This is a genomic window from Vibrio sp. S17_S38, assembly GCF_014694375.1.
Taxonomy (GTDB): domain Bacteria; phylum Pseudomonadota; class Gammaproteobacteria; order Enterobacterales; family Vibrionaceae; genus Vibrio.
The window spans coordinates 19,175-36,287 of record NZ_JAAUWW010000021.1 but is presented as its reverse complement, the minus strand read 5'-3'; the positions used below and the strand labels follow the sequence as shown (position 1 = coordinate 36,287).

Genomic DNA, 17,113 nt, shown 5'->3' with positions numbered 1-17,113 from the left:
AAGCGGTGACTTTTGCCACACGCCTTTGGCGTTCTTTATTATGGTTAATTTTAACTGGTGCAGTTCTTGTGGCTATTCTTGTCACCGTTTTGCGTCTTTTTTTACCCAATCTCAATCAATATCGCGGAAACATTGAATCTGAGATTTTTAACGCAACTGGTGTTCAAGTTAATGTGGGTAATATTAAAGGGTATTGGACAAATATCACGCCCTCTTTAGCTCTTAAAAATGTTCAAGTGGTTCTGCCTGACGAGCAAGTGCCGATTGTCACTATAGGTCGTACTGACTTAGAGCTAGATTTGTTTTCCTCACTCATTCATTGGCAGCCAAAACTCGACCGCGTGACGATTCAAGGTCTGCAAGCGGATGTTAGTCGCTGGCCTTTGATTCCAAATAAAGATAATAAAGATACCAACTTAAAAGAAGATAGGCCTGAGTTATTTAATCATCTTCAAACCTTGTTTTTAAAACAACTGGGTTCTTTTTCAGTATTAGATTCGTCTGTTACCTATTTGGCATTAAATGGAGAAGTGCGCCAATTAGATATTGATAGACTTCGATGGCAGAACCAAGGTGCCTATCATAAAGCTGAAGGGGTGTTAAGCATTGCTGGGGTTAACTTGAATAAAGTTTCAGTGATCGCCAATTTTACAGAGCAAGGCAATTTACGTTATCTGGATGGGAATTTTTTCTTATCGGCGCAAAATATTCGTATTACGCCATGGATGACCGATTATCTGAAAAGTTCGACTACTATTCATTCGGGGCGAGTCAGTGTTAATACTTGGTTGACCTTAAAGCAAGGTAAACCAACAGATGCTTTGATGGAACTACAATCGTCTCGTTTGTTGTGGGGCGAAAAAGAAGATAAGCATGAGTTACTCATCAACCGTGGTGTGGTTAAGTTAAAACCTATTGATAAAGGTTGGCTGGTACAAGGCCAGCAATTTGAGATGCAAACTGATGGGAAGCCATGGATTACGCCACAATTTTCATTTGATTGGCAACCAGAAACATTAGCGCTTAATGTTTCTCAATTAGAACTGGATAAAGTTACCCCTTTCATTAGCTTGTTGTCTTCTCAAAAAGAAGCTAATAAATTAGTGAGTAAGTTGCAACCCTCCGGAATATTGAGTGACATCCGTGTTGATGTTCCTCGCAAGCAACAAGATTTAACGTATTCAGCCATATTGACTGATGGAAGCATGAAACAGTGGGAGTTGCTTCCTGCTGTTCATAAATTATCAGCCAAAATCAGTGGCAATAAAAATATAGCCTCGATTAAAACCAGCTTAAAAAATGATGAACTTCCTTATGGTGAGGTTTTTCAAGCACCTTTACGTATTCAAGACAGCAAAGTGAATTTGGTGTGGCAAGGCGACGATGATGGTTGGAAATTATGGGCTGATAAAGTTGAAGTGACGACCCCTGATTTACATGCATTGGGAGCATTTAGCTTAGAATTCCCTAAAGATAAATCTGCTTTTCTTTCTTTTTATGCTGAAGTCGATGTCGTCAATGCTGGGGAAACTTGGCGTTATTTACCCACGCTTGCTCTTGGACATGACCTGACTAATTACCTATCAACTGCGATTCAAGGCGGTACGGCAAAAACAGCGAAGCTAATTTGGTACGGCCCGTTAAGTTCATTCCCATATCATAATCATGATGGTGTATTTCAAGTTAAAGTTGGCTTAAAAGATGCGAAATTTAGTTTTGATACGGCTTGGCCAACCATAACAGATATGCAACTTGATCTATTGTTTGAAAACGATGCCATGTATTTGGAATCTGATTCAGCGAAGTTGATGGGGGTTCAAGCACAACATATTAGTGGCAAAATACCAAGCTTAGCTCCAGATGGACATATAGAAATCACGGCGAAAGCAAAAGCAGATGGTAAAGATGTCCGTGATTATATGATGGCGACACCTTTAGTTGACTCAGTCGGTGCAGCTTTGTCTGCGGTTCAAGTTGATGGTCCTGTAAATTCGACTTTTAAGCTCAATATTCCTTTTAATGGAGATAAAGCAAGAGCTTGGGGTTATGCAGATTTAGCTAATAACCCCATTGCCGTACAAAGTCCTCCAATTGAATTGAGCAATGCAACTGGAAGAATCAATTTTGATAATGATGTTGTGAAATCGAAAGGCATTAAAGCTAACTTGCTCGACCAGCCTATCTCATTGGATTTTAGTGGGCAAAATAAAGGCGCAGGCTATGGTGTTGATGTCGATGTGTTAGGAGAAACGAGTTTAACTCGCTTACAAAAAGCTATTCCTTCTCCTTGGTTGAAACCATTGAAAGGCTCCGCGCCATGGAATTTAAATCTAAACTTGAATCTCAATGATGTTGGCTTTACATATCAAATTGATAGCCAAGCAGATATTGAATACATTTCTAGTAGTTATCCCGCCCCTCTTGGTAAAGGGCTAGGATTAAAAGGTAAGGTGCGCTTACAAGCCGCGGGTAATCAAGAACGTGTGTCCGCAAGATTAACTCTGCCAACAGTTAAGTACCAAGCCGATATTGATATTAGTAAACCGACGGCCGTCATTGAGGCAAGTAACCTGATTATTGGTAGTGGGGAATTTAAAGTTAGCCCTATTGGTGGCTATTATTTCTCAATCAATCAAGCCAAATTTGATGCAGACAGTTGGATGGACTTTTTGATGGATGGTGATCATCAGGTTGAACTTCAATCCCCTGATAAACCAGTCGCTAAACCGGAAGGTGCTGAATCGTCCAAAGAGTTCAGTTTCCCTGTATTACCTATGCCTGAAAATGTGAATGTTAATACTAAAACCTTAAAACTTGCTGGGCTTGATTGGCATAAAATTAACTTTTCAGCGGTACATACTACCAATAATTGGCAGATGAAGGTTCAAAGTAGTGAGGCGGTTGGAACTGCAAACTTCCGCAATAAAAAAGAGCTCACTGTTGATCTAAGCAGCGCTCATATTTTTGTCCCACAATGGGAAGAATCAGAGAAAAAGACACTCATCAGTGATTTGAAGAAAGATGAACCCTTGATTAGTTCTTTTGATCGTAAATTTCATGAATCTATGCCAAACCTTAACCTTAAAATTAACGATCTGTGGCTACAAGGCTATAAGGTCGGCACCGTTGATATGCAGTTGTATCATGATAAAGATAAGCTAGTGTGGCGAAAGCTGGATTTAAAAACAGGTTCTAATCACTTGCAAGCTAGTGGCTGGTGGTTATTAGCGGGTGATAAAAGTCATTCTGATTTCAAACTTAATTTAACCGGAAAAAATAATTCGGAAGTGATGGCTCGCTTTGGTATTAGCTCTGGCGTGCAAAAAGCATCATTTAAAATTGAGAGTGATACCAGTTGGGATGGTGCGCCGTGGTCGATGAAAACAGATACTTTACAAGGTAATTTGTCTAGTGAGTTTAGAGATGGTGTTATCACGGATGTAAATGGCGCTGCACGCTTATTGGGGCTGTTCAGCCTTGATTCTATTATTCGTAAAATGAAGCTCGACTTTACTGGTGTATTTGACGATGGGATGACGTTCGATTCCATTAAAGGCACAGGAAAAATGAATAAAGGTGTGTTTGTTACCAATGATCTAGAAATGGATGGCTCGGCAGGTGATATGAAATTGCGTGGAACCGCAGACCTTAATACTCGTTTAGTTGATGCTGAAGTTACCTTTTATCCAGATTTAACCTCCAGTATTCCAATTGTGGCTGCGTTTGCGGTAACACCACAAGCGGCTTTGGCAGTCTTTGCCCTGACTAAGGTGTTATCTCCGGTTGTCGATGTATTTACTAAAGTTCAATATGAAGTGAAAGGCCCTTTAGATGCACCGAACGTGAAAGAGATCTCTCGTAGTAAAGGGGAATATAAGCTCAATGAAGATAAGAAATAATGAGAGATGGCACGTTATCAAATGTTTAACGTGCCAAGCTATTTAATTAATGTGGGAAGATATTTTACGTGAGAAGCTGTTTAACGTAACAGCTATTTAAAACGTGACAAAGCAATTGATGGATCAATCTTAGCCAAACGCTTTTTGTAAACATCAAGTGGTCGCTTCAAGTCGGCGATATAAGGATAGAAGATGGCAAAAGTCGGAATCATTCAAATGACATCAGGATCGGATCCGGATGTTAATTTAAAAACGATCGAAACTGAAATCAAGCAGTTATACCAACAACAAGTGGCTTGGACAGTGGTACCTGAAAATGCATTGGTGTTTGGTAACAAAGAGGACTATTCCAAGGTTGCCGAACCATTGAATGGTGGTCCGATTCAGGCTCAATTAGCTCAACTGGCGAAGCAATACCAAATGTGGTTAGTGGTAGGCTCATTCCCTATTAAAGACGGAAACCAAGTTAAAGCGACTTGTTTGGTGTTTTCATCGTGTGGAAGCTTATACGCGGATTACGATAAATTGCATTTGTTTGATGTGGATGTCTCCGATGCCCATCAGCATTATCGAGAATCAGAGACTTTTTCTGCTGGTAATCGAGTTGTCGTTGCCCAAACTCCGTTTGCTAATCTTGGTTTATCTATCTGTTATGATCTACGCTTTCCTGCATTATTTTCACAATTAAGGCAACAAGGTGCTCAGGTAATCGTTGTGCCAGCGGCATTCACGAAACCGACAGGGCAAGCTCATTGGGAGGTACTATTACGTGCCAGAGCCATTGAAACACAATGTTGGATCGTAGCTGCTGGGCAAACTGGTGTTCATCCTTGCGGACGAGAAACGTGGGGACATTCCATGGTGGTTGATCCGTGGGGAAATATTGTAGCAAGTTTATCCGAGACAGCTGGGCACTTAATCGCTAACATTGATACTAAATTAAATGAAGATATTCGATCTCGAATGCCAGTTATGCAGCATACTCGATTCGACGGTCATCTGATTACTAAATAATAGAGCACTTATGACACTAAATACGGTAGAACAAGCATTACTTGCACCCACAGGCCTAACAGAAAGTGATATTCAAAAGACGTTAGAAAGCATTGCCACTCGCCAGATTGATTATGCAGATGTGTACTTTCAATCGAGCTGGCATGAATCTTTGATACTAGAAGATAGTATTATTAAAGACGGCTCATTTAATATTGACCGTGGCGTGGGCATTCGTGCTATTGCGGGTGAAAAAACTGGTTTTGCTTATTCAGATCAAATTGATCTTAATGGATTAACTCAAAGTGCGATTGCGGCTCGAGGTATTGCTCAACAAGGTCAAAATGCCAAGGTGAAAGCGTTTACTAAATCTGCTACTCCTCAAACCTACCAAGCGGTCAATCCATTAGAAAGTTTAGATAAACAGAACAAAATTAATTTGCTAAAAGAGATTGATGCCTACATTCGTAGTAAAGAGCCATTAGTTCAAGAAGTATCTGTCAGTATCAGTGGCGAATATGACCAAATATTAGTCGCAGCAACGGATGGCACTTATGCTGGAGATGTGCGTCCACTAGTACGCTTATCTGTCAGTGTATTAGTTCAACGTGGAGATAAACGTGAACGTGGCAGTGCGGGGGGCGGTGGTCGCTATGGTTATCAAGCTTTCTTACAGCAAGATGGGGATAAAACCGTCGCATTGCATTTTGCTGATGAAGCTATTCGTCAAGCATTAGTCAATCTAGATGCCGATGAAGCACCAGCTGGCACCATGCCAATCGTATTGGGTGCAGGGTGGCCGGGCGTATTATTGCATGAAGCGGTTGGACATGGTTTAGAAGGCGACTTTAACCGCAAGGAGTCGTCAGTATTTTCTGGAAAATTGGGTCAAAAGGTAACATCTGATCTGTGTACTATCGTTGATGATGGCACACTAAAAGATTTACGCGGTTCGCTCAATATTGATGATGAAGGTGTGCCGGGGCAATACAATACTCTAATTGAAAATGGCATACTAAAAGGATACATGCAAGATAAGCACAATGCTGGCTTGATGGGCGTTGCGCCAACGGGCAATGGTCGTCGTGAATCTTATGCGCATTTACCTATGCCACGTATGACCAATACATATATGTTGCCAGGCGAGCACACACCAGAAGAAATTATATCAACCATTAAGAAGGGCTTATATGCGCCAAACTTTGGTGGTGGGCAGGTAGATATCACTTCTGGCAAGTTTGTATTTTCTGCATCAGAAGCTTATTTAATTGAAGATGGTAAAATTACTCGCCCAGTAAAAGGGGCTACTTTAGTGGGTTCAGGTATTGAAGCCATGCAACAAGTGTCTATGGTTGGTAATGATTTGGCGATAGATAAAGGTGTAGGTGTGTGTGGTAAGGCAGGGCAAAGCCTTCCTGTGGGGGTTGGTCAACCTACACTGAAGCTGAATGCTATTACGGTAGGCGGAACGCAGTAAGCGAACAGTTTCCCTTTGTCTATGGTTAACAATGATAACTCTATAAATAAAACAAGCGATCCTAGGATCGCTTGTTTAGCTTAAATTATCCAGAGTTCAGGTTATCTAGTACCTTGGTTTAACTTTCTTCTGATTCATCCGATTCAGCTGCTTCTTTAAGTTCTTTCAATATCTGGAAGATCTCACGTGAAGCTTTTGGCGGCTTATTACTGGCCTTTTCTTTTTGAGCTTGGCGAGCGAGTTGGCGTAAACGTTGACGATCTGCATCTGGATATAAGTCCATGACGTTTTCAATCGCGGAATCCACATCGGTGACAATACGATCGCGCGTTTGCTCAAGTTTATGTAACTCAGCGGTGGCTTGAGAATGTTTATTGCGTAATCTATCTAGCTCCGCTTGAATTGGAGCTGGATCAATTTGACGCATTAGCTTGCCAATGTATTGTAACTGGCGACGTTTTGCTTCGTTCTTAAAACGTTGGGCATTATCGATAGCTTGACGTAGATCATCGCTGATTGGAAATTTGTCCAACGACGATGATTTCAGCCCAACCAACTCTTCACCCAGTGCTTGCAAGGCACTCATATCTTCTTTCATCTCGGTTTTACTGACCCAGATGATTTCCTCTTCTTCTTCCCAAGGCGCTTTTTGATTCTTACGAGCCATAATTTTCTACTTATTTGGTGAACTTACTGGGTATTTTAGCAAGAATTTTGGGGATAAAGTGAAAAGCTTGTTATTCTATGCGTAATTATTTTCAAAAAAGATGAATAAGAGTGGTTATGGACGCAAAGCAGCAGATTGCTCAACAAAAAATTGAATTAGAAATTGCCGTATCAAAAGCTTTAGAGATGGCAAAAGTGAGTGCAGATGCGGCAGAAGTCGCAATTACTAAAACTACGGGAATCAGTGTTTCTAGTCATGACTGCGAAGTAGAAAATGTCGAATTCAATAGTGATGGAGCATTGGGTATTACAGTGTACCGAGGTCAATGTAAGGGAAGTGCTTCGACGTCAGATTTAAGTGATGCTGCAATTCAAAAAGCAGTAGAGGCCGCATTAGACATTGCGCGTTATACCTCAAAAGACCCTTACGCAGGACCTGCGCCAAAAGAGTTAATGGTGAAACATATTCCTGATTTGGATTTATTTCACCCAGATGAACCAAATCCAGATTATGCTTCAGAGCTTGCGATCCGTGCTGAACAAGCCGCGTTGGCTTATAGTGACAAGATTAAGCAAAGCGATGGTGCGAGTTACGATAGTCATTATGGTATTCGAGTTTATGGTAATAGCCACGGATTAATCGCTAGTCATGCATCGAGTCGACATAGTTTAAGTTGTAGCGTGATTGGGGCTGGTAAAAATGGTGAGATGGAGCGCGATTATAGCTACACCATGGCACGTCATAAAGATGAATTATGGACACCAGAACAAGTTGGCTTAGAAGCTGCGCAAAAAACTGTTAGTCGATTAGATGCTAAGCGCGTTAAAACCGGTCAATTCCCAGTCTTGTTCCAAGCGGATGTCGCGACTGGTTTATTAGGCCACTTGGTGATGGCAATCAGTGGTGGCAACTTATATCGTAAATCGTCATTTTTACTTGATAAGCTCGGTGAGAAAATTTTACCTGATTGGTTCAACGTTGAAGAGAAACCACATGTACTTCGTGGTTTGGCTTCAAGTGCATTTGATAATGAGGGTGTGTTTACTCAAGACAAACAGATCATTACTGATGGGGTATTATCAACCTATCTATTAACCAGTTATGCGGCGCGTAAAATGAATATGACCCCTACTGGTCACGCTGGTGGTATCCATAACTGGTTTGTGAAAACTAATGGTCCAGATTTCGTTGGTATGTTAAAAATGTTAGGCACTGGTCTTGTCGTGACTGAGTTGATGGGACAGGGCGTTAATACAGTGACGGGTGATTACTCTCGTGGTGCTGCGGGGTTTTGGGTAGAAAATGGTGAGATCCAATTCCCAGTTTCTGAGATCACAATAGCTGGTAACTTAAAAGATATGTTTACTAATATTGTGGCAGTTGGTCGGGATATTGAAACGCGCTCACAAATTCAAACGGGTTCTATTTTAATTGAATCGATGAAAGTGGCGGGAGAGTAAAGGCATAACACGGATTCGAGTCGCGAGGAGGCATTGCACTCTGGCTCCGAAAAGCGATAAAGCAAAAGCGAGAGTGCTTTTGCTTTAATCTATTCAGTTTTAGGAGCCAGAGTCTTGGTTCTTTTTTATATCAAGTTTAGCTTAATCATCAAGCTGGCTAACCCTAAGAATGCCGATAAACCAACCATATCCGTTACGGTTGTTAGTGCCATTCCTCCTGCGAGAGCTGGATCGATATTCATTCTTTTCAGTAAAATCGGAATACTCACCCCTGCAATACCTGCGGCCAATAAATTGGCTAGCATTGCCGCTGACATGATTAAGCCTAAGACTAAGCTTCCTTTCCAGAAAACAACAATAGCACCAATAATTAACGCCCAAAGGATACCGTTGAGTAAGCCTATGGAAGCTTCTTTGAATAATAAGGACCGTTGGTTAGTGCTACCAATGTGCCCAAGTGCTAAGCCGCGAATAACCAGAGCAACAGTTTGATTGCCCGCGACACCACCCATTGACGGTACGATAGTCATTAATACCGCAACGGAAGCCATTTGAGCGAGTGTGCCTTCAAACATGTTGGATACAGAAGCGGCAGCTAAAGCAGCTAAAACATTCGCTCCTAACCAAACGCTACGACGACGTACCGATTTAACAACAGGGGCAAAGGTATCTTCATCATCATCAAGACCTGCCATACTCATCATTGAGTGTTCGGCGTCTTCACGAATAATATCAACCACATCATCGATGGTGATACGACCAACAAGGTGACCTTCAGCATTGACTACTGGTGCCGAAACCCAATTACGACGTTCAAATAAGCTCGCAATATCAGTGGCGCTGGTTTCAACGGAAATAGCTTCATCGGCATCTTCCATTAAAGCGACAATGGATGTATCGGTTTGGGCGGTAATAAGGCTGGTTAATGATAAATGGCCAGTAAGTTTATTATCACTATCAATGACGTACAAAGCATCGGTATTTTCTGGCAAATCGCCTTTCATGCGCAAATAGCGTAGAACCACATCGACATCGACGTCACTACGAATCGTAATAACATCGGTGTTCATTAGAGCACCAGCAGAATCCTCTGAATAGGATAATGCGGTTTCCACACGTTGACGATCCGCAATGTCCATTTGGTCAAGGACTTCGCGAGAGACATCATCGGGTAAACTACGTAGAACGTAAGCGACATCATCGGTATCCATGCCTTCTGTGGCTTCAGCCAGCTTTTCTGGCGCCATTTTGGATACGATGTTGTCTTTGATGTCTTCCGATAGTTCGTCTAGGATCTCACCATAATCTTCAGGATCGGTAAGTTGCCATAACACGTCACGGCTTTTATGTGGGGAAGCTTCAAGAAGATGAGCTATATCTTCTGGTTCCATGTCCTGAAGTTGACGGCGGACATGGACAAAACGACCTTCTTCGATCGCTTCACTGACTTCTTGGAGGGTTTGATGGGTGAGTTCAAACTCTAATTGTTCAGCCATACTCGCCTCCAGAACGAAAAATAGTGGGGGATGAGTAACCAGATAGTCGGTTACTTGTGCGCTGAATCTTAGCGTAATTATGGATAAATTGTCATTTCTTTCCTGCCGTTAGGCTAAAAAATTAATAACAAATAGGTATTATTAGAGGTGATTATTCTTCTTCGTCGAATTTTTGTTCAATTAATGCACATACAGCAGTAAGCGCTTGCGATGCTTGTGTACCTTTCGCTTGAATGGTGACATGTTGGCCTTGAGACGATTCGAGCAATAATAAGCCCATAACACCATCGGCAATCACTTCTTTGTCGCCATTGCTGATTGTTACTTGTGCATCAAAACTTTGCGCTAATTCGACAAGCTTGATTGCCGCGCGAGCATGTAAACCTAATCGATTTTGAATTAATACGGTTTGGCTGCAATGTTCTTTTTTATCTTGATTTATAACGGACGAGTTTTCGGTACTATTACTTTCATTGGGCTGATTCATTTATTCTTCTCAAGTGATGCATGGCGAATTTGAACTTGATGACCCAGTGCTTTGAAGTGCTCGGCTAGTTTTTGAGTTATATAGACTGAGCGATGTTTCCCACCTGTACAGCCAATAGCAACGGTTAAATAGCTGCGATTGTTTTTCTCTAATAAAGGCAGCCACTGGCTAATAAATTGTTCGATACTGTTATGGAGTTCTATCACTGCAGATTGAGTGTCGAGGAAATCAATAATAGGTTGATCAAGCCCTGTTAAAGGCCGTAACTCTGGTATCCAATGTGGATTAGGTAAGAATCGTACATCAAAGACATAATCGGCATCATTGGGTAAACCATACTTAAAGCCAAAAGACTCAAATACCATGACCAGATCTTTAGATTCTCGGCCTTGTACTCGAATTCTCACCGTTTCGCTGAGCTCATGTAGAGAAAGGTTGCTGCTGTCTAATACAAGGTCAGCTTCTTCTTTTAAATTAAGTAGTAGGTTTTTTTCTAATTCAATCGCTTGCTCTAAAGATCGTTTTTCACCCATCATTGATAAAGGATGGATTCGTCTTGTTTCACTGTATCGCTTAAGCAACGTGCTTTCATCTGCATCAAGAAATAGTACATTTACATCATGAGTTTGCTTAAGCTGCTGTAAGGTTGTTGATACGAGAGTGGGATCTTGTGGCAGGTTGCGAATATCAATACTGACGGCAACATTTTGTTGGCTACCGTTTTTTTGAGTCGACTGGACTGATGCGACAAAGTCATCAAGTAAATTGACCGGTAAGTTATCGACACAGTAGTACCCTAAGTCTTCTAATACTCGTAGGGCAACACTTTTCCCTGCACCAGATTGACCACTGACAATGATAATACGCATATTATTTAATGGGGTTGTCATGGTTAGCCTTGAGTCATAATGTCATACAAGTCTTGATCAGATGTAGCACTTCGGAGCTGCTTCAATGTAGCTTTATCGTTAAGCTTTTCAGCCATTAATGCCAATGTTTTCAAGTGTGTTTTACATTGAGCATCTGGTACTAATAAAGCAAAAAGAATATCAACGGGACGGTTATCTATCGAACTAAAGTCAATTGGTTGTTCACATTGGAGTAAAATGGCAATCGCTTTATCACTGTCTAGGATGCGTCCGTGAGGAATTGCAATACCATTCCCAATACCGGTAGTGCCTACTTTTTCACGATTGAGCATACATTCAAACAGCTGGGTTGAATCTAAACCACTGTGCATAGCTGCAAGCTCACTGATGATCTCTAAGGCGCGTTTTTTGCTGGTACACTGGACTGCGCTTTTGGTGCAGTCCAGAGAAAGTACTTCATTTAATTGCATAGTTAATGGCTACTTAGTTTCTCTTTGTGTTTACTCAACTGACGAGTCAGTTTATCAATTAGATCGTCTATTGAAGCATACATATTTTCGTTTTGCGAGGATGCGTGGATTTCTCCATTATTGACGTGTAAGGTCGCTTCCGCTATTTGTTGTAACTTTTCAACCCGCAATACAACGTGGGTACTGTTGATATGTTCAAAGAATCGTTCTAGCTTTTGGAATTTAGTGTTCACATATTCATTCAAAGCATCGGTAAGTTCTACATGGTGCCCCGTAATATTTATTTGCATAGACTTTTCCTTTTCATGTGCCGAATTACAGCAGGCGCTTTCGTTGACTAGAAGGTGCAATGTTTAATGACTCTCGGTATTTAGCGACGGTTCTACGTGCAACTTGAATACCTTGTGCTACTAAAAGTGTAGCAATTTTATTATCACTTAGCGGTTTTTTGCTGTCTTCTTCGGCAACTAATTTTTTGATTAATGCTCGAATTGCCGTTGATGAACATTCACCACCTACATCGGTACTCACATGACTTGAAAAGAAGTACTTTAATTCGAAGATACCTCTTGGAGTATGCATATATTTTTGTGTTGTAACTCGAGAAATTGTAGATTCATGCATATCTACGTCGAGAGCAATATCATTCAGAACCATTGGTTTCATGGCTTCTTCACCATATTCAAAGAAGTTCTGCTGATGCTCAACTATACATCTTGCCACTTTGAGTAAAGTCTCATTTCTGCTTTCTAAGCTTTTGATTAACCACTTTGCTTCTTGAACATGGGAGCGAATATATTGGCTATCCGCACTATTGCCTTTTCCCATTGCTGCGTATTGCTGATTAACCTTTAAGCGCGGAACACTGTCTGGATTGATCGAAACGGACCATTTCCCTTTTTCTTTAAATACTGAAACATCGGGAATCACATATTCTGTATCATCCGTAGTAATACTATTGCCAGGACGAGGATCGAGTTGTTGAATTAACTGTAATATTTGCGCTAATTCTTCTTCTTTTAGCTTTGTCTTTCGACTGATTAGTTTGTAATCACGATTACCTAACAGATCAATATGCTGCTCAAGAATCATTCGTGCTTCATTTAACCATGGAGTCTCTTCTGGGTAAATTTTGAGTTGTAACAATAAACATTCTTGCAAATTACGCGATGCGACACCAAGAGGATCAAATTGCTGAATGCGTTTTAAAACCGCTATTATTTCATCGATTTCAATCTCAATGTTGCCTAAACTTTGTTGGATATCGTCAAGTGATTCGGTGAGATAGCCATACTCATCTAATCCATCAAGAATCGCGTGAGCAATGGTTCTGTCAGTATCTGAGAATGGAGTGAGTTCAAGCTGCCAAGCGAGGTAATCTTGTAATGTTTGAGTGGTTTCACCTTGATAGATTGGCAGTTCAGATTCGACGCTTATACCAGTGCTGCCGGTATTGGAGCTGTAAACATCTTCCCAGCTTGCATCAATAGCAAGATCGTCACTAATATTAGATTGCTCTATATGCTCTGAACTGTCTGTGAGTTCTTTATCTTGCGTTGAGGTGTATTCACTTTCCGAGGATGGATCATTATCTTCATCATTTCGCTCTTCAACCGCTTCTTCTACTTCAAGTAGTGGATTTGAGTCTAAGGCTTCTTGAATTTCTTGTTGGAGATCGAGTGTTGACAATTGTAAGAGACGGATCGCCTGTTGCAATTGTGGTGTCATGGTGAGACTTTGACCAAATTTAAGCTGTAATGAAGACTTCATACAATATCCAGCGCCTTAATAAGAATATCCCTATTCTGTATTTTTAAGTGGTGTTCAGTGTTAAGCAATACGTGAATCGATGAGTTTGCTTGGCTTCTTTTTTGTTAGACTAATTTGTCTCTATTGAGCAATTTTCTTGATCTATCTATGAATCAACTGATGCTATTCCTTAGCCTGTTCAATTTGATACATAGGTTGTTATTTCAGTATGTTCATTTAGGTTATAAACGGAAATCTTCACCCAAATATACTTTTTTCACCTGCTCATTATTGAGCACTTCTTCTGGTGTACCATTCGCAATTAGGTGACCCTGGCTAACGATGTAAGCATGCTCACAAACGTCTAACGTTTCTCGTACATTATGATCAGTTATGAGTACACCTAAACCACGGTCACGTAAGTGCTGAATGATTTTTTTTATATCAATAACCGAAATAGGGTCAACGCCTGCGAATGGTTCATCTAATAAAATAAATTTAGGATTAGCGGCAAGAGCTCGGGCAATTTCTACTCGACGACGTTCACCACCAGATAGTGCCATTCCCGCACTTTTACGAATATGTTGAATGCTAAATTCATTTAACAATTCTTCAAGTCTATCTTGTTTTTCTTCTCGGGTTAATTCATCACGAGTTTGCAGGACTGCAAATATATTATCTTCTACCGATAATTTGCGAAAAATAGATGCCTCTTGTGGCAGATAGCCAATCCCCATACGAGATCGTTGATGCATAGGTAAAATGCTAATGTCTTCACCATCAATGCTGATCATGCCTTCGTCACGAGACACCAAGCCAACAATCATATAAAAGGACGTTGTTTTACCCGCACCATTTGGGCCTAATAAGCCAACTATTTGGCCAGATTCCACTTCTAAACCCACATCGCTGACCACTTTTCGGCTGCCATAGGTTTTAGCTAGTTTTTCTGCTTTTAGTATTGCCATATTATTTTTTATCCAATTGTTCTGGTTGCAAAACCGTCGAGACTCGTTGCCCGTCACCACTGTTGGCTTCTAGGTTTTGAGTGCCAATTTGATAAGTAATAATCTTACCTTTAATTACGCTATCATCTTGATGCAATTCAGCATTAGTCGTCATGATTAATTTATCAGTATGAACGTTATAAACTAAGGTGTTGGCTTGCCCTTTTAATAATTTACCTTCATCGCTTTTTTGCGAAAAATGGGCCGGTTTACCGTAGCCTTGCATTTCTTGTAGTTGTTGAGTTTTAGCATTACGGATGACAATCAGTTTATCAGCCGTTAAATGAATACTGCCTTGGGTCAATTTAACATTACCAGTAAAAGTAACCTTATTGGTTTTCATATCAAGATGCTGACTATCAGAATTGATATAAATCGGTTGTTTCTGGTCACTAGTGAGCGCCCAAGAGGCCGTTGGTGCTAATAAGCATATAAATAGACTAAGGTGTGAGAGTTTCATACTTACCCTGTACTTGATTAAATAGTGTGGCAACATTGGTACTGAAGTTACCTTCTAATGCATTGCCACTATTGGTAAATTGTGGGCCTACCATAATGACTTTTTTATCGGTAGAAAAATCTTTGCTTTTTAGATGAATCAGCATCTTATCGGTATTTAAAGTATTAAAACTAGGATCGGGCAGATGGTTTGTCGCTACAACATTCCCCGTCAACGTGAGTAGATGATCTTTGTCTAATACAGCAGTGTCTGAGTTTACCACCCATTCTACGATATTACCTTGCTGATAAATGGTTAGGACGGGCTTATCAAATACGGTATCGCCTGTTTGAGCGTAGTTTTCAAGCGAAACTGCATAAATATTATAATCTCGGAGCCCTTCAATGGTGTATTTTACCGAGTTTAAATCAATGCCGGTAAACATTGGATGCTCTTTATCTAATACAATTTGATGGGACTTGTCCGTGGATTTTTCATACAAATAATAGCCAGAACCACAAGCGATTAAAAACAGTAAAAAATACATCAGCCGAGCAAAACTCATATACTTTGTCCTTGGTAGGTTTCTAGCTCATTTCTTGCTTGTAAGATAAGGTCGCAGACTTCACGTACCGCACCATGTCCACCTCGAATATGGGTTACATAATTGGCTCGTTGTAGTAATAAAGGATGTCCATCAGCTACGCAGACTTTTAGTGCAACTTTTTCCATCACGGGCCAATCAATGAGGTCATCACCAATATAACCTACCTGACTTGGTGTAACGTCAAGCTTCTCCATAATATCTTGATAAGCTAGCAATTTGTTATCTTGCCCTTGATAAATCAGCTTAATGCCAAGTGCTTGCATGCGGTTTTCAACAATTTGAGATTGTCTACCCGTAATAATCGCGATATGGATGCCAGTTTGCATTAATGACTTTACGCCGTAACCATCGCGTGTATGGAATGTTTTGAATTCTTCACCTTGATTTCCCATATAAACTAAGCCATCAGAAAAGACACCATCGACGTCACAAATCAGCAATTTGATTTGTTTAGCAATAGCCATTATTTCATCAGGAGCTTGTCCATATGGGGTTAAGGTTGTTGAATTCATTACATTACTCCGGCTTTTAATAGGTCGTGCATGTTTAATGCTCCGACTAATTTACCATTTTGGCATAGCATTAATCCATTAATGCTTTTCTCTTGCATAATGTTTAAGCCTTCTACTGCTAATAAATTAGGATTAGCGACGGTTGGCTTTGCATTCATTACCTGATCAATAGTGGTGGTATGAATATCAATACGCTGGTCAAGTAGACGACGTAAATCGCCATCGGTAAATATGCCAAGTAAGGTCATATCGGATTCTACTATCGCGGTCATACCTAAGCCTTTTTGAGAGACTTCAAGTAATGCATCTCGAATAAGTGCGTCTTTAGGCACGGTCGGTAACGTATCGCCTGCATGCATAATATCCGACAATTTCAATAGTAATTTACGACCTAACGCTCCGCCTGGATGCGATAGTGCAAAATCTTCAGAAGTAAAACCACGAGCTTTCATTAGAGCGATCGCAAGTGCATCTCCCATAACTAAAGTGGCGGTTGTACTTGAGGTTGGTGCTAAATCGAGTGGGCAAGCCTCTTCTGGTACTGTTATTTGTAAATGAAGATCGGCCAGTTTTGCCATGTTTGATTCAGGTTTTCCTGTCATACTTATGATGGCGATATTTCGGCGCAGTAGAACAGGATAAAGTGAAAGGATTTCTGATGACTCACCTGAGTTTGATATGGCGAGTACGATGTCATTTGAGCTGATCATACCCAAGTCACCATGGCTAGCTTCGCCCGGATGAACAAAAAATGCGGAAGTCCCTGTACTGGCAAGTGTTGCTGCGAGTTTTTTACCAATGTGACCCGATTTCCCCATCCCCATAACCACGACTTTGCCGCTATTATTTAAAATAAGCTCACAAGCTTGGGTAAAGTTGTGGTCGAAGTATTGTGTTAATTGAGTTAATCCCGCTATTTCAATCGCAAGAACTTCGTTAGCAGCAGCGCAGTAATCAAATGATGTCGACATAAATAATGAT

Annotated in this window: 16 protein-coding genes; 4 read left to right on the top strand and 12 right to left on the bottom strand. The window is 40.8% G+C overall.

From position 1 onward, the window contains the following. Window positions 1–5 precede the first annotated feature (5 nt). From HC725_RS14640 to tldD, 3 genes are all read left to right on the top strand, one after another. Window positions 6–3,899 carry a YhdP family protein gene (locus HC725_RS14640; RefSeq protein ID WP_190332612.1) on the top strand — a complete coding sequence of 1,298 codons (3,894 nt, stop codon included), beginning with the start codon at window positions 6–8 and terminating at the stop codon, window positions 3,897–3,899. 192 nt (window positions 3,900–4,091) lie between these two features. Next, the gene (locus tag HC725_RS14635) at window positions 4,092–4,913 is read left to right on the top strand and encodes a carbon-nitrogen hydrolase family protein (protein WP_190332611.1); all 822 of its coding nucleotides are present in this window, start codon (window positions 4,092–4,094) and stop codon (window positions 4,911–4,913) included. A 10-nt stretch (window positions 4,914–4,923) separates the two neighbouring features. Next, on the top strand, window positions 4,924–6,369 hold the full coding sequence (gene tldD, locus HC725_RS14630; RefSeq protein ID WP_190332610.1) for a metalloprotease TldD: 1,446 nt from the start codon (window positions 4,924–4,926) through the stop codon (window positions 6,367–6,369). Window positions 6,370–6,487: 118 nt separating this feature from the next. Here tldD and yjgA read toward each other — a convergent pair whose 3' ends face one another. After that, window positions 6,488–7,036, bottom strand: a complete 549-nt coding sequence (gene yjgA / locus HC725_RS14625; protein WP_190332609.1) for a ribosome biogenesis factor YjgA — start codon at window positions 7,034–7,036, stop codon at window positions 6,488–6,490. Between the two features lie 116 nt (window positions 7,037–7,152). On the opposite strand from yjgA, the gene pmbA reads away from it, so the two are divergent. Continuing rightward, window positions 7,153–8,496, top strand: a complete 1,344-nt coding sequence (gene pmbA / locus HC725_RS14620; RefSeq protein WP_190332608.1) for a metalloprotease PmbA — start codon at window positions 7,153–7,155, stop codon at window positions 8,494–8,496. A 125-nt stretch (window positions 8,497–8,621) separates the two neighbouring features. Here pmbA and mgtE read toward each other — a convergent pair whose 3' ends face one another. The 11 genes from mgtE to HC725_RS14565 all read right to left on the bottom strand — a co-directional run bounded on the left by mgtE (window position 8,622) and on the right by HC725_RS14565 (window position 17,103). Next, the gene (gene mgtE, locus HC725_RS14615) at window positions 8,622–9,992 is read right to left on the bottom strand and encodes a magnesium transporter (protein WP_190332607.1); all 1,371 of its coding nucleotides are present in this window, start codon (window positions 9,990–9,992) and stop codon (window positions 8,622–8,624) included. A 151-nt stretch (window positions 9,993–10,143) separates the two neighbouring features. After that, window positions 10,144–10,479: an HPr family phosphocarrier protein gene (locus HC725_RS14610; RefSeq protein WP_190332606.1), complete on the bottom strand. Its 336-nt coding sequence runs from the start codon at window positions 10,477–10,479 to the stop codon at window positions 10,144–10,146. Beyond that, complete coding sequence (gene rapZ / locus HC725_RS14605; RefSeq protein WP_190332630.1) at window positions 10,476–11,348, bottom strand: RNase adapter RapZ; 873 nt, start codon at window positions 11,346–11,348, stop codon at window positions 10,476–10,478. The genes HC725_RS14610 and rapZ overlap by 4 nt, the downstream gene beginning before the upstream one ends. A gap of 23 nt (window positions 11,349–11,371) precedes the next feature. Next, window positions 11,372–11,818: a PTS IIA-like nitrogen regulatory protein PtsN gene (ptsN, locus tag HC725_RS14600; RefSeq protein WP_190332605.1), complete on the bottom strand. Its 447-nt coding sequence runs from the start codon at window positions 11,816–11,818 to the stop codon at window positions 11,372–11,374. 2 nt (window positions 11,819–11,820) lie between these two features. Then, complete coding sequence (hpf, locus tag HC725_RS14595; RefSeq protein ID WP_190332604.1) at window positions 11,821–12,108, bottom strand: ribosome hibernation promoting factor; 288 nt, start codon at window positions 12,106–12,108, stop codon at window positions 11,821–11,823. 25 nt (window positions 12,109–12,133) lie between these two features. Next, on the bottom strand, window positions 12,134–13,588 hold the full coding sequence (locus HC725_RS14590; RefSeq protein WP_190332603.1) for an RNA polymerase factor sigma-54: 1,455 nt from the start codon (window positions 13,586–13,588) through the stop codon (window positions 12,134–12,136). Window positions 13,589–13,809: 221 nt separating this feature from the next. Beyond that, the gene (lptB, locus tag HC725_RS14585) at window positions 13,810–14,535 is read right to left on the bottom strand and encodes an LPS export ABC transporter ATP-binding protein (RefSeq protein WP_190332602.1); all 726 of its coding nucleotides are present in this window, start codon (window positions 14,533–14,535) and stop codon (window positions 13,810–13,812) included. Between the two features lies 1 nt (window position 14,536). After that, on the bottom strand, window positions 14,537–15,034 hold the full coding sequence (gene lptA, locus HC725_RS14580) for a lipopolysaccharide transport periplasmic protein LptA (protein ID WP_190332601.1): 498 nt from the start codon (window positions 15,032–15,034) through the stop codon (window positions 14,537–14,539). Continuing rightward, on the bottom strand, window positions 15,015–15,578 hold the full coding sequence (gene lptC / locus HC725_RS14575) for an LPS export ABC transporter periplasmic protein LptC (protein ID WP_190332600.1): 564 nt from the start codon (window positions 15,576–15,578) through the stop codon (window positions 15,015–15,017). Before lptC ends, lptA begins: the two co-directional genes overlap by 20 nt. Beyond that, complete coding sequence (gene kdsC / locus HC725_RS14570) at window positions 15,575–16,132, bottom strand: 3-deoxy-manno-octulosonate-8-phosphatase KdsC (protein ID WP_190332599.1); 558 nt, start codon at window positions 16,130–16,132, stop codon at window positions 15,575–15,577. The genes lptC and kdsC overlap by 4 nt, the downstream gene beginning before the upstream one ends. Beyond that, on the bottom strand, window positions 16,132–17,103 hold the full coding sequence (locus HC725_RS14565; RefSeq protein WP_190332598.1) for a KpsF/GutQ family sugar-phosphate isomerase: 972 nt from the start codon (window positions 17,101–17,103) through the stop codon (window positions 16,132–16,134). Before HC725_RS14565 ends, kdsC begins: the two co-directional genes overlap by 1 nt. Window positions 17,104–17,113 lie beyond the last annotated feature (10 nt).

What these genes read in the sequence shown, in the direction of transcription:
- HC725_RS14635 (WP_190332611.1), top strand. Translation starts at nt 4,092, where the DNA reads ATGGCAAAAGTCGGAATCATTCAAATGACATCAGGATCGGATCCGGAT.
- tldD (WP_190332610.1), top strand. Translation starts at nt 4,924, where the DNA reads ATGACACTAAATACGGTAGAACAAGCATTACTTGCACCCACAGGCCTA.
- yjgA (WP_190332609.1), bottom strand. Translation starts at nt 7,036, where the DNA reads ATGGCTCGTAAGAATCAAAAAGCGCCTTGGGAAGAAGAAGAGGAAATC.
- pmbA (WP_190332608.1), top strand. Translation starts at nt 7,153, where the DNA reads ATGGACGCAAAGCAGCAGATTGCTCAACAAAAAATTGAATTAGAAATT.
- mgtE (WP_190332607.1), bottom strand. Translation starts at nt 9,992, where the DNA reads ATGGCTGAACAATTAGAGTTTGAACTCACCCATCAAACCCTCCAAGAA.
- HC725_RS14610 (WP_190332606.1), bottom strand. Translation starts at nt 10,479, where the DNA reads ATGAATCAGCCCAATGAAAGTAATAGTACCGAAAACTCGTCCGTTATA.
- rapZ (WP_190332630.1), bottom strand. Translation starts at nt 11,348, where the DNA reads ATGCGTATTATCATTGTCAGTGGTCAATCTGGTGCAGGGAAAAGTGTT.
- ptsN (WP_190332605.1), bottom strand. Translation starts at nt 11,818, where the DNA reads ATGCAATTAAATGAAGTACTTTCTCTGGACTGCACCAAAAGCGCAGTC.
- hpf (WP_190332604.1), bottom strand. Translation starts at nt 12,108, where the DNA reads ATGCAAATAAATATTACGGGGCACCATGTAGAACTTACCGATGCTTTG.
- HC725_RS14590 (WP_190332603.1), bottom strand. Translation starts at nt 13,588, where the DNA reads ATGAAGTCTTCATTACAGCTTAAATTTGGTCAAAGTCTCACCATGACA.
- lptB (WP_190332602.1), bottom strand. Translation starts at nt 14,535, where the DNA reads ATGGCAATACTAAAAGCAGAAAAACTAGCTAAAACCTATGGCAGCCGA.
- lptA (WP_190332601.1), bottom strand. Translation starts at nt 15,034, where the DNA reads ATGAAACTCTCACACCTTAGTCTATTTATATGCTTATTAGCACCAACG.
- lptC (WP_190332600.1), bottom strand. Translation starts at nt 15,578, where the DNA reads ATGAGTTTTGCTCGGCTGATGTATTTTTTACTGTTTTTAATCGCTTGT.
- kdsC (WP_190332599.1), bottom strand. Translation starts at nt 16,132, where the DNA reads ATGAATTCAACAACCTTAACCCCATATGGACAAGCTCCTGATGAAATA.
- HC725_RS14565 (WP_190332598.1), bottom strand. Translation starts at nt 17,103, where the DNA reads ATGTCGACATCATTTGATTACTGCGCTGCTGCTAACGAAGTTCTTGCG.